This window comes from Salinigranum marinum, from assembly GCF_024228675.1.
Lineage (GTDB): Archaea > Halobacteriota > Halobacteria > Halobacteriales > Haloferacaceae > Salinigranum > Salinigranum marinum.
On sequence record NZ_CP100461.1, the window covers coordinates 682814 to 695016 of the forward strand.

Annotated in this window: 12 protein-coding genes and 1 tRNA gene; 7 read left to right on the forward strand and 6 right to left on the reverse strand. The window is 67.8% G+C overall.

The window, feature by feature from the left end:
- Window positions 1-29 precede the first annotated feature (29 nt).
- Together NKJ07_RS03235 and NKJ07_RS03240 are read right to left on the reverse strand one after the other, a co-directional pair.
- The gene (locus tag NKJ07_RS03235; protein WP_318569159.1) at window positions 30-551 is read right to left on the reverse strand and encodes a multiprotein-bridging factor 1 family protein; all 522 of its coding nucleotides are present in this window, start codon (window positions 549-551) and stop codon (window positions 30-32) included.
- A gap of 257 nt (window positions 552-808) precedes the next feature.
- Window positions 809-893, reverse strand: a tRNA-Leu gene (locus NKJ07_RS03240).
- 192 nt (window positions 894-1085) lie between these two features.
- On the opposite strand from NKJ07_RS03240, the gene NKJ07_RS03245 reads away from it, so the two are divergent.
- Window positions 1086-1652 carry a DUF420 domain-containing protein gene (locus tag NKJ07_RS03245; protein WP_318569160.1) on the forward strand — a complete coding sequence of 189 codons (567 nt, stop codon included), beginning with the start codon at window positions 1086-1088 and terminating at the stop codon, window positions 1650-1652.
- Window positions 1653-1714: 62 nt separating this feature from the next.
- Window positions 1715-2110, forward strand: coding sequence for a DUF7522 family protein (locus NKJ07_RS03250; protein WP_318569161.1), 396 nt, complete (start codon window positions 1715-1717; stop codon window positions 2108-2110).
- 26 nt (window positions 2111-2136) lie between these two features.
- On the opposite strand, the gene NKJ07_RS03255 is transcribed toward NKJ07_RS03250, so the two are convergent.
- The 4 genes from NKJ07_RS03255 to NKJ07_RS03270 form a co-directional block, all read right to left on the reverse strand.
- Window positions 2137-3102 carry a cupredoxin domain-containing protein gene (locus NKJ07_RS03255; protein WP_318569162.1) on the reverse strand — a complete coding sequence of 322 codons (966 nt, stop codon included), beginning with the start codon at window positions 3100-3102 and terminating at the stop codon, window positions 2137-2139.
- Window positions 3103-3267: 165 nt separating this feature from the next.
- Window positions 3268-4740, reverse strand: coding sequence for an amidophosphoribosyltransferase (gene purF / locus NKJ07_RS03260; protein ID WP_318569163.1), 1473 nt, complete (start codon window positions 4738-4740; stop codon window positions 3268-3270).
- Between the two features lie 200 nt (window positions 4741-4940).
- Window positions 4941-5117: a 50S ribosomal protein L37e gene (locus NKJ07_RS03265; RefSeq protein ID WP_152041963.1), complete on the reverse strand. Its 177-nt coding sequence runs from the start codon at window positions 5115-5117 to the stop codon at window positions 4941-4943.
- Complete coding sequence (locus tag NKJ07_RS03270; RefSeq protein ID WP_318569164.1) at window positions 5114-5341, reverse strand: LSM domain-containing protein; 228 nt, start codon at window positions 5339-5341, stop codon at window positions 5114-5116. The genes NKJ07_RS03265 and NKJ07_RS03270 overlap by 4 nt, the downstream gene beginning before the upstream one ends.
- 293 nt (window positions 5342-5634) lie before the next feature.
- Here NKJ07_RS03270 and NKJ07_RS03275 point away from each other — a divergent pair, with 293 nt between their 5' ends.
- The 5 genes from NKJ07_RS03275 (at window position 5635) to NKJ07_RS03295 (ending at window position 12190) form a co-directional block, all read left to right on the forward strand.
- Window positions 5635-6981 (forward strand): RNase J family beta-CASP ribonuclease, encoded by a 1347-nt coding sequence (locus NKJ07_RS03275; protein ID WP_318569165.1) that lies wholly within the window; start codon window positions 5635-5637, stop codon window positions 6979-6981.
- A complete protein-coding gene (gene idsA3, locus NKJ07_RS03280; protein ID WP_318569166.1) occupies window positions 6981-8033 on the forward strand; it encodes a geranylfarnesyl diphosphate synthase in 1053 nt (350 codons plus the stop codon). Before NKJ07_RS03275 ends, idsA3 begins: the two co-directional genes overlap by 1 nt.
- Before the next feature lie 470 nt (window positions 8034-8503).
- Window positions 8504-10237, forward strand: coding sequence for a glutamate--tRNA ligase (locus NKJ07_RS03285; protein ID WP_318569167.1), 1734 nt, complete (start codon window positions 8504-8506; stop codon window positions 10235-10237).
- Window positions 10238-10477: 240 nt separating this feature from the next.
- Window positions 10478-11476, forward strand: a complete 999-nt coding sequence (locus NKJ07_RS03290) for an NrpR regulatory domain-containing protein (protein WP_318569168.1) — start codon at window positions 10478-10480, stop codon at window positions 11474-11476.
- Between the two features lie 72 nt (window positions 11477-11548).
- Window positions 11549-12190 (forward strand): cyclase family protein, encoded by a 642-nt coding sequence (locus NKJ07_RS03295; RefSeq protein WP_318569169.1) that lies wholly within the window; start codon window positions 11549-11551, stop codon window positions 12188-12190.
- Window positions 12191-12203: the final 13 nt, after the last annotated feature.

Sequence of the window (12203 nt, forward strand, 5' to 3'; positions counted from 1 at the left end):
TCCCCGCCGGTGCGGGATCCGGCGCCGAGCTACTCGTCGACCAGTCGGACGTCGAGGCGCTGTTCCAGCGCCCGAACGACTGAGCCGCCGACCCCGGCCCGCGACGCGCGCCCCTGTTCGACGGCCAGCAGGTCGCTCTCGTCGACGTCGAGTTCGGCCGCCAACTCGGCGAGTTGGAATCCCTCGGCCTGCCGCGCCTCCTCGACCAGTTCGCCGTAGCCGGAGACGAGGTACGGGAGTCGGTCCTTCTCGTAGTTCGTTCCCTCGCGCTCCCACCGCTTGGAGTCGCCCTTCTGCTTGTCGTACAGCTTCGCCGTGCGCTGGGCGGCGCGCTTCTTGCGGTTGCCCTCGAACGCGGAGCCGTCGTCGCTTCCGGTGTCGCCGGAGCGACCGCCGCCGCGCTGGTCGCCGTGAGGCGCGCAGGAACCGCAGACGAGGAGGTCGGCACCCGCGACGTTCGCTCGTCGCAGGTCACCGGTCTCCTTCCCACAGAGCTCGCAGGCGTCGCCGGAGTCCCCGCCGCCACCCGAGCCTGTCGAGTATTTAGCCATATCCTCCGTATTCGTTCCAACCGTTTAAATTCGCGGACACACCGCCGTATCCGCGTGATCTGTCCGGGAGCGCTCTTTCGTCCCCGGCTCCCGGTCCGGCCTCGACGCACGAGCGAACACACTAACGAGCCGCCGCTCGTCGTGTAGCGTTCGGAGAGATTGTGCGTGGGTGTTGTCCGCAGAGGGACGACACCTGCATCGTCTACCTCGGCGACCGCGTCGCCTCGGTGCCGCGGTCTTGGCGACCGCGCTTGCGATGCGTGGGACCGGATTTGAACCGGCGGACCCCTATGGGACAGCGCCCTCAACGCTGCGCCGTTGGCCTGGCTTGGCTACCCACGCTCGCAGTTGCGTGTGCATCATCTCGTATCCCGCCCCCGATTAAATGACTTTCCTTTCGGGGCAAGCACGCGAGTCATCCACACTGACTCGCTCGCACGCGATCTGCTATCGCATGGCGCGTACGGTGTCGGACGGTCCCAGGGCGCGGGGGAAGTCCGAACGGTTTTGTTCGCCAACTGCCTCCCCGGAGACATGGAACTTCGTGCCCGCGCACGCGATCACATCCCCGGTCTGACCGCCGTGCTCACCGTCGTCTCTCTGCTCTTGGTCTTCGGCGCAGCGCTCGGTGCGGTCCCGCGAACCGTCCTCCCTCAGGCGTCCGATGCCGTCCTCGGTCTGATCCCCCACGTCAACGCCGTCATCAGCACGGTCGCCATCGGCACGATCCTCCTCGGCGTCCGGGCCATCCGCCGGGGGGACTGGCGACGACACCGCGCGTTCATGCTCGCGTCGCTCGTCCTGTTCGTCGGCTTCCTCGCGCTGTACCTCTACAAGGTGAGCATCCAGGGGCCGGCACCGTTCCCCGGCCCCGACGCAGTCTATCGGTTCGTCTACCTCCCGACCCTGGCGATCCACATCCTCCTCGCGATCGTCTGTCTCCCGCTCCTGTACTACGTCGCCCTCCTCGCGCTCACCCACCCCGTCGCGGAGCTCACCGGGACGCGTCACGCGCGGGTCGGTCGGGTCGCCGCCGCGCTGTGGCTTGTCTCGTTCGTCCTCGGGAACGTCGTGTACGCGTTCCTGTACGTCGTCTACTGAGCCGTCCGTGGGTCTGCCGACGGAGACGAACGGCTTTTGTCGACGCTTCCCTTGGACCGTGTATGAGCCGTGAGCTGGTCGAAGAGCCCTGGGCGGCCCTCTCGGACGTGGTGGGGTCGGATCTTCGGGTGGTGACGTGGCACGACGGCCGGGCGTTCGAGACGAAGATGCGCGACGACGTCCGGTGGCGGTACTCCTCGCTGGACGATCAGGCGGTCGTCGACGACATCGTCGGCTGGCAGCTTCGGCTTCCCGGCTCGGAGGACCGACACGACTCCGGAGCGCTCGAAGCCATCGTTCGCGTGTTCGAAGAGGCGTGGGTCGTCGCCTGGCCGCACTCGTACGCCGAGCGGTCGGGCGTCGTCGTCTCGATCGAGCGCGGCAACGACGCCTCGATGGACGACGTCGACACCTGCATCCAGTACCTCTCCTCGGAGGTCGAACCGCGCCTGCACTGAACCGTCTTTTGCTCCCGCGTGCGCCGTTACGTCGTGCGGTACTCCGTGACGACCTCCTGCCAGCCGACCGTCCCCTGATCGACGACGTTCTCCGGAGTGAGCGCCTGGCTCTCCAGCGCTGCCGCCGAACTCGGGACGTTCGGGTTGAGCCCGGCGACGATCGAGGGGAGCGCGTTCTCCTCCTCCGGGGGCCGACCCGGGGGCCCGATGTCGAGTTGGGGCACCGACCCGTCGCCGTCCCAGACGACCACCCGCATCACCATTCCGAAGACGCCGTGGGGCGGACAGTAGAGGTCGTACACGCCCTCGGTGTCGAACTGCGCAAGCCAGAAGCCCCCCACCGGCACCAGCGGTGCAGAGAGCGGCCCCACACCGGCGGGAACCCGGTTCTGCCGACCGTGTCGCTGGTGGAAGGCCGCGACGCCGTGGTCCGGTGACTCCGCGTTGAACAGCACGACGTCGCCGGGCTGGACGCGCAGTCCGGCCGGGTCGAAGTGGAAGCCGGCGGTGTCGACGAGCGCCTCGGCGACGGCGGTGACAGACAGCTGTTCCCCGTCGATCTGCGTGCCGCCGTCGGGCAGGTCGTCCCCCGTTAGCGATCCGTCGGCGACCGCTTCGTTGATCGCGGCCGTGGTCTCGTTCGAGAGGCCGCCCGCCTCCGCGACGGCGAACAACACCTCCGGAATCTCGATGTGCATGTCGACCCTCGCCGCCGGCCTGATCGGCTCCGGGAACGCCCCGAGACAGTCGGTCCCGTCGGTGCCGGCACAGGGGTTCGGGCCCATCGCGGCGAAGCCGAACACCGGATCGACGACGTTCTTCACCCCGGCGGTCCCGACCTGTTCGACCGCCGACTCGCCGTCGACCGCACCCGCGACCGACCCCGTCCCGACCGACAGCGCCGCGGCTCCCCCGGTCGCCTTCAGTACTGTCCGTCGTGCGAGGTCGTTCGGTCCGAGCGGATCCTGTTCTCCCCCGCCATTGCTAGTCATTATCTAATATACCCCCGTAGACTGGTTCGTCCCCCTCCCGCAAATAAATGTCGTTCAGTAGTCATCACTCCGGAACACGCGGGCGGGGCGGTCCGGACCGCACGCGCAGCCCCCGGAGAACGGTCTGTCGGGTCCCTCCACGGGGGGACCCAAAGCACGGGGTTGTCAGTCGTCGGCCGGTGCGGTGTCGGTGACGCCGGGACGTTCGACGTCCCGATCGGTCTCCTCGCCGTCGATGTCGTACGGGTACTCGCCGGTGACACAGCCGAGACACAGATCCGCCCGGGACGACGAGAGGGCCTCGGCGACGGCGTCGATCGAGAGGTACGACAGCGAGTCCGCGCCGATCTCGTCGCGGATCTCCTCGACCGACTGATGGGCGGCGATGAGTTCCTCGCGGGTGGCCATGTCGATCCCCATGTAACAGGGGGCGACGATTGGCGGCGCACCGATCCGGACGTGGACCTCCTCGGCACCGGCGTCGCGGAGGAGGCTCACCAGTTGGCGCGAGGTCGTGCCGCGGACGATGCTGTCGTCGATGATCGTGACCGAGCGTCCCTCGATGGTGCTCCGGATGGGGTTCAGTTTCAGGCGGACGGCGCGCTCGCGTTCGTCCTGCGTGGGCATGATGAACGTCCGCCCGACGTAGCGGTTCTTCATCAGCCCCTCGGCGAATTCGACATCGGCGCCGTCGTCCGCCGCGGCCTCGGCGTAGCCGGAGGCGAACGCCCGCCCGGAGTCGGGGACGGGCATCACGACGTCCGAGTCGACGCCGCTTTCGTCCCAGAGCTTTCTCCCCAGGGCGCGCCGGGCCTGGTAGACGAGCGTGCCGTCGATGCGCGAGTCGGGACGGGCGAAGTAGACGTGCTCGAAGAAACAGCGGGCGGTGTTCTCCCGTGTGACCAGCTGGTACGAGTCGAAGCCCGACCCGTCGCGTTCGAGGACGACGAGTTCGCCGGGCCGGACGTCACGGACGAGGTCGCCACCCAGGGTGTCGATCGCCGCGCTCTCGCTGGCGAGGACGTAGCCGTCTTCGAGTTCGCCGATACAGAGCGGCCGGTTCCCCTCGGGGTCTCTGACCCCCAAGACCGTGTCGTCGTGCATGATCGTGAGCGAGTACGAGCCGTGGATCCGGTCCATCGTTCGCTTCACCGCGCGCACGAGGTCGGCCTCGAGGAGGTTTCGGGCGAGGTCGTGGGCGATGACCTCGGTGTCGCCGTCGGAGGTGAAGGCGTGACCCCTCTCTGCCAAGCCGTCGCGGATCTCGCCGGCGTTGACGAGGTTGCCGTTGTGCGACAGGGCGAGCGACCCCGACTTGAACGAGACGGTAAACGGCTGTGCGCAGGACTTGTCGACGCTCCCCGCGGTGGGGTAGCGGACGTGGCCGATCCCCGTGGTGCCGTTCAGCCCCGCGAGATCCGACTCCGAGAAGGCGTCGCCGACGAGTCCCATGTCGACGTGGCTGTGCTGTTGGAAGCCGTCGTGGGTGACGATGCCCGCCGACTCCTGCCCGCGGTGCTGGAGGGCGTACAGCGAGTAGTACAGCGGACGCGCGGCGGCTCTGTCGGCCAGCGAGAGTCCGACGACGCCACACTTCTCTGTCGGCCCGTCCGGGAGTGGGTCCCGCCCGTGTGCCATACGAGGAGGATGCGTTCGACGGGGTAAAAAGACCCGTGGTTGTGCCGATCCTCCCATCGGAATGGGGAGAAATATACTCGTTCGTGTATATCTCTGCGGGGTGGGAGGTGAACGGTCGGCGGTGGACGTCAGGACCGACGGTCCGGTCGCTCGCGGTCGGACGTCGTCGAACGGATAACCAGTGCGTCTCGCGGGCGGCGTCAGTTGTCGCCGGCTTTCGACTGCCAGGCGTAGTCGCGGCGCTTGGCGGACTTGCCGAAGCCGCAGGAGGCACACGCCTTCTTCTTCACGTGGTAGGATTTTTCGCCACAGCGGCGGCACTTCACGTGTGTCGTCTTGTTCTTTTTTCCTTGGCTCGGCGTTCCTGCGCCAGTCATGTTGTTATCGTCACGACGTTGTCGCCGCGTATAATCGTTGTGTCTTGGACTGCCGTGGCGTCGAGATCACCGTGGACGTCGGCGGTGCCGTCGCTTTCGAGTACCAGGTTCATGTGTTGGTCGTACCCGGCGAGCACGCCGTGATAGATCGTCCCGTCCTTGAGATGGACCGTGACGAGCGCGTCGAGCGACGCTTCGAGTACGTCCAGCGGTCGTCCGCTCATGCCTCAACACCCTCCGTCGCCCTAATAAACGTACCGTCTGTCGACCACGGCGGGCGGCCGGGAAACCGCGCGCCGCTCTCGGGGGGCGCCCGCGCGACGCAACCCGTGGGCTTTTAGTACCCCGGCGTGTAGCGCACAGTACCACACTCCCGCGGGTAAGTGCGGGTGGGGTCGTCCTCACCCGTACTGCGGGAACCACCGACCGACAGGCTGTAAGACGCCGGGGCCCGTGGCTTCCGCCACATCCGCAGGATTTCACATACGCGAGACGACTCCCGCGTTTCAGTGCTACCATGGAAATAGAAATCGCAACAATCGGCGGCTACGAGGAAGTCGGCCGCCAGATGACAGCAGTCCGAGCCGGCGACGACGTCGTCGTCTTCGACATGGGTCTGAACCTCTCGCAGGTTCTCATCCACGACAACGTCGAAACCGAACAGATGCACAGCCTCGACCTGATCGACATGGGCGCGATCCCCGACGATCGGGTCATGAGCGACCTCGAAGGCGACGTCAAGGCGATCGTCCCCACTCACGGTCACCTCGACCACATCGGCGCGATCTCCAAACTCGCCCACCGCTACAACGCGCCGATCGTCGCGACGCCGTTCACCATCGAACTCGTCCGCCAGCAGATCGAGGGCGAGAACAAGTTCAACGTCAACAACGACCTGGTGAAGATGTCGGCGGGCGAGACGATGTCGATCGGCGACCGCGTCGAACTGGAGTTCGTCAACGTCACCCACTCCATCATCGACGCCATCAACCCCGTCATCCACACGCCCGAGGGTGCCATCGTCTACGGGCTCGACAAGCGGATGGACCACACGCCGGTCATCGGCGACCCCATCGACATGAAGCGCTTCCGCGAGATCGGCCGCGAGGGCGAGGGCGTCCTCTGCTACATCGAGGACTGCACCAACGCGGGTCGCAAGGGCCGGACCCCCTCCGAGGCCGTCGCCCGTCGTCACCTCCGCGACGTGATGACCTCCATCGAGGATTACGACGGTGGCATCGTCGCCACGACGTTCAGTTCGCACATCGCCCGTGTCACCTCCCTCGTCGAGTTCGCGAAGGACATCGGCCGCCAGCCCGTCCTCTTGGGCCGGTCGATGGAGAAGTACTCCGGCACCGCCGAACGGCTCGGCTTCGTCGACTTCCCCGACGACGTCGGGATGTACGGTCACCGCAAGTCCGTGGACAGAACGTTCAAGCGCATCATGAACGAGGGCAAGGAGAACTACCTCCCGATCGTGACCGGCCACCAGGGCGAGCCCCGTGCGATGCTCACCCGGATGGGCCGCGGCGAGACGCCGTTCGAGCTCGACGACGGCGACAAGGTGCTCTTCTCGGCGCGGGTCATCCCCGAGCCCACGAACGAGGGGCAGCGCTACCAGTCCGAGAAGCTCCTGAAAATGCAGGGCGCGCGCATCTACGACGATATCCACGTCTCCGGTCACCTTCGCGAGGAGGGCCACTACACCATGCTGCAGGCGCTGCAGCCCCAGCACGTCGTTCCGGCTCACCAGAACCTCAAGGGCTTCTCGCCGTACGTCGACCTCGCCGAGAGTCAGGGATACGCCCTCGGGCGCGACCTCCACATCACCCGGAACGGCAACATGATCCAGCTGGTGGACTGATGGAACCCGACGCGAACGCCACCGAGGAGCGGGTGCTCGCCGCTGTCGAGGAGCGTCGCCGCGTCGTCAACGACGCCATCGACGATTACCTCCCGATGGCGGAGCCCGAGCGCCTCTACGAGGCGTCGCGTTACCTGCTGCTCGCCGGCGGCAAGCGACTCCGCCCGACCGTCTCGCTGCTCGTCGCCGAAGCACTGCTCGACGTCGACCCGATGTCGGAGCCGTACACCGACTTTCCGACGCTCTCTGCGGGGCATATCGACGTCCTCGCGGCGGCGATGAGCATCGAGGTCATCCAGTCGTTCACCCTCATCCACGACGACATCATGGACGACGACGACCTCCGGCGTGGCGTTCCCGCGGTCCACAAGGAGTACGACATCGACACGGCCATCCTGGCCGGAGACACGCTCTACTCCAAGGCGTTCGAGATACTCACGCACACGGGTGCGCGACCCGAGAACGGCCTCCGTGCGACCCGGAAGCTGGCGACGACCTGCACCCACATCTGCGAGGGCCAGGCGCTCGACGTCGACTTCGAGGGCCGCACGGAGGTCCGCCCCGAGGAGTATCTGTCGATGGTCGAGTCGAAAACCGCCGTCCTGTACGGGGCCGCCGCGGCCATCCCGCCGATCCTCCTGGACGCCGACGACGAGGTCGTCGACGCGCTTCACCAGTACGCCATCGAGGCCGGCAGCGCCTTCCAGATCCAGGACGACGTGCTCGACCTCACCGTTCCCTCCGACCACCTCGGCAAGCAGCGGGGGTCGGATCTCGTCGAGGACAAAGAGACCCTCATCACGCTCCACGCCCGCCAGCAGGGGGTCGACGTCGACGCGCTCGTCGACGCCGATAGCCCGGAGGAGCTGTCCGAGGAGGAGGTCGATGCGGCCGTGTCGACCTTGGAGGAGTCCGGCAGCATCGACTACGCACGGGAGAACGCCCAGGACCTCGTCGCGAAGTCGAAGTCCCGGCTGGAGGTGCTCCCCGACAACGAGCCGCGGAGCCTGCTCGCGGACATCGCCGACTACCTCATCACGCGCGGCTACTGACGGACGCCGCTTCCGTCGGCGTACCGAGACCCCACGACTTCGTCGTCCACGAGCCGACGGTGAGTCGGATCGTCGGCGGTGGCGCGTGGCGTCGCGCCGGTCCATCGGCGTTCCCGTGAGAAGAGGAACGAGAGCCAGTGAGACCGCAAATCCGCCAGGCGCCCCACGCGCGAGGGATGCGGACGCGAGCGAACGCGGTGGGCGAGCGTCCGAATCGGTTGGGGAGGACGTGGCCCCACCGCCCTCCTGATCACTCCTGACAGGCCGGTCCATCGAAGTCCGGCGATTCCGACGCTGAACCCATCACGAGAGACGACATGGTGGATCGAGGACTCATCTGCTACCGAGGCGACGAAACGCTCATACGCCTCGGTGTGTTACAGTTTGACGTACCCTTACCCGCGTGTGCCGACGATCGCCGGGCCACGAATCCGGGTTTCTTTTGCCGACCCCACACGCATCCGGAGACAATGGACGCAGAACTCCGCGAGCGCGTCGAACGGGCGGCGGAAACACACGCCCTCTTCAACGCGCTGAAGCACGACGGTGACGCCGACGTCGGCGCCGTGATGGGACCGTTGATGGGCGAGAACCCGGATTTCAGACCTCACGGCGACGCGATTCCGGGTGTCGTCGCGCCGGTCGTGGGGCGGGTGAACGAGATGGACACCGACGAGAAGCGCACCCGTCTGACGGAACTCGCCCCCGACCGCGTCGACGAACTCGACGCCGACGACGACGGCGAGGAGCACACCCTGCCCGACCTGTCGAACGCCGACGCCCACGAGACGATCCGGATGCGCGCCGCACCGAACCCGAACGGCCCGTGGCATATCGGTCACGCGCGCATGCCCGCAGTCATCGGGACGTACAAACAGCGATACGACGGCGAGTTCGTCGTCCGCTTCGACGACACGGACCCCGAGACGAAGCGGCCCGACCTCGACGCCTACGACGCCATCCTCGACGACATCGACTACCTCGGCTTCGAGCCGGACGCGGTGGTGACGGCGTCGGACCGCGTCGAGACCTACTACGATCACGCCCGCGACCTCATCGACGCCGGCGGGGCGTACACCTGTTCGTGCCCACAGGCCGCGTTCTCAGACCTGAAGAACGCGGGCGAGGCCTGCCCACACCGCGACAAATCGACCGAGGAGACCCACGAGGAGTTCGATGCGATGGTCGCGGGCGACTACTCGTCGGGCGAGATGGTGCTCCGCGTGCGGACGGATATCGAACACAAGAATCCGGCCCTCCGCGACTGGGTCGCCTTCCGCATCATCGACACGCCCCACCCCCGCGCGGCCGCGGCCGACTACCGCTGCTGGCCGATGCTCGACTTCCAGTCGGGCGTCGACGATCACCTGCTCGGGATCACCCACATCATCCGTGGGATCGACCTCCAAGACTCGGCGAAACGACAGCGGTTCGTCTACGACTACTTCGACTGGGAGTACCCCGAAGTGATCCACTGGGGGCACGTCAACGTCGACGCCTACGACGTGACGCTCTCCACGTCGACGCTGAAAGCGAAGATCGACGCCGGCGACCTCGACGGCTGGGACGACCCGCGCGCGCCGACCCTGGCGAGCCTCCGTCGACGCGGCATCCGCGGCGAGGCGGTCGTCGGCGCGATGATCGAACTCGGAACGTCGACGTCGAACGTCGACCTGTCGATGTCGTCGGTCTACGCCAAAAACCGCGACCTCGTCGACGACGAGTCGGATCGCTGTTTCTTCGTCCGCGACGGCGTCGAGAAGCCAGTCATCGCCGGGCCGACAGCGGGCGAACCACCCGTTCACCCCGACCACGAGGACCGTGGCCGACGCCACATCCCCGTCGCGGGTGCGGTGCTCGTCGAACCGGATGACGTGCCGCCCAACGGCCAGCGCGTCTGGCTGAAGGGGTACGGCTGCGTCCGCCACACCCGCGACGCGTTCGAATTCACCGGCGACGACATCGACGTCGTCCGCGACGGCGACGTGGACGTGATCCACTGGGTGCCCGCCGACGGCTCCGTCCTGGTGCGGATGCGCACGATGGACGGCGACGTCACGGGGCTCGCCGAACCCGGCTTCGCCGACCGAGACGTCGACGACGTGCTCCAGTTCGAGCGGGTCGGCTTCGTCCGCGTGGACGAGGTGGCCGAGGACGGCGCGGTCTCGGGCGACGAGTCGGTCGTCTACTTCGCCCATCCCTGACCTCGCGCCGCACACCGATCGGACCTGGCTCGGCCGAGACGGCCCGCCTGTCTGGAACGCTCGACTCGCCGTCGTCCGCGGCGCGTCCAGCGCACCGAGGGCGACGTCTCCAGCGGTGAGCGACCGTGCGTCGTGGCAGGCGAGTTCCGGACCGCGAGCGGCGGAGAGTGTGTCTCACTCGGTGACATGTCACGCCGAACAGCACGCCTTTGTAGGCGGCCACGCTTTTGTCGAGCGACGATGCCCGCGGATCTTGACCGCCGAACGTACGACCTCATGCGGCTCGTTCGGACGCACGAACCGATCGGGAGCATCCGGCTCGTCGACCTGCTCCAGCAGCGTGGGTACGACATCAAGGGTCGGACGGTCCGACTGATGCTCTCCGACCTCGACGAGGCGGGGTTCACGCAGAAGGTGCCCGGCAAGGGACGCCGACTCACCTCGGCGGGGCACGCGGAACTCGACCGCGGCGACGTGGAGGGCCGGCTGCGACAGGTCCGCGAGCGCATCGCGACGCGCACCAGCCAGGTGACGTACGACCCGACGGTGGAGGCGGGCGAACTGTTAGCTTGCACCGCCGCCATCGCTTCCGACGACGTGCCGGCGGCGTTCGACGCGCTCGAGTCGCTGGGGGCGTCGTCGCTCGGTCCCGTGGTGGCCGCGGCCGACGTGACCGACCGCGGGGTCGTCCTCCGGTTCCCGTCGAGCATCACCCTCGACGGGGTGTTCCTCTCTCACGGGATCGACGCGACTCTCGTCACCGCCGGGCTGGTCGAGTACCGCCCCTCGGACGAGCGCGTCGTCAGGTATATCGACACCCTGAGCGGCGAGGGGTCGACGATCGACGTGGTGCGCCTCCTGATCGAGGCGGGGCGGACCGATGTCGACGCCACCCTCGCGGGCGAGACGGGCGTGCTCGTCGTCGACAACCGCGAGTTCCCGCTCACCCGGTTCACCGAGGGCGACGACCTCGCGACGGCGACGGCCGCGAACCTCGGCGGAGTCCTCGACATCCGCCGACCCCGCGAGGACGGGCCGTTTCCCCGCGGCGAGCCGAGCTGGGAGTTCGCGTCGCTCACCTACGGCGGTGCCGGCGAGTTGGCGCTCGCGCTCTTGATGGAGCGGTCGCTCGTCGACTCGTGGGAGACGCTCGGCGGGCCAGTGGCCCGGGAGGAGTTCGCGCCCGTGTCGGTCATCCGGACCGCGCTCGCCGAGGCAGACGTGGGGACCGAGCGGTAGCCACCGAACGACAACTCTCGCAGTGCGTGCTCCGACGGTAAGAGGTAACTCCCCGGTGGGAGAGCCGAAGGTATGGCCACGTTCGATCTCTCTCGGTCCGTCGAGTCGGGCATGCAGACCTACCCTGGCGATCCGCCGGTGCGAGTCGAGCCACACGCCGACTTCGACGCGGACGGCTACCGGGTGACGGCGCTCGCGATGGGAACCCACACGGGGACCCACGTCGACGCGCCCAGTCACACGGAGGAAGACGGAGCGACGCTCGGGGTGTTCCCGCTCGATACGTTCCGGTTCGACGCCCAACTGGCCGACGTCAGGCTCGGTGCCCGCGCGCCCATCTCGGTCGCGGCCCTGCCCGACCCGACCGACGCCGACCTCCTCGTCCTCCACACGGGGTGGGACGACCACTGGGGAACCGACCGCTCCCGCGACCACCCGTTTCTCACCCGGGAGGCGGCCGCGTGGTGCGTCGACCACGGCTACCACGTCGCCACGGACGCGCTGAGCGTCGACCCCACGCCGGGCCCGAACGCGGGAGCGGACGAGCCGACGGGGTTCGAGGCGCACCACGCGCTCCTCGGCGCCGGGCGACTCGTCTACGAGAATCTCCGCGGACTCGACCGACTGCCGTCCCGCTTCCGGCTCCACGCGTACCCCCTCGCGGTCGACGCCGACGGCTCCCCCGTCCGGGCGGTCGCGATCACCGGGGAGTGAGACCGGAAGGATC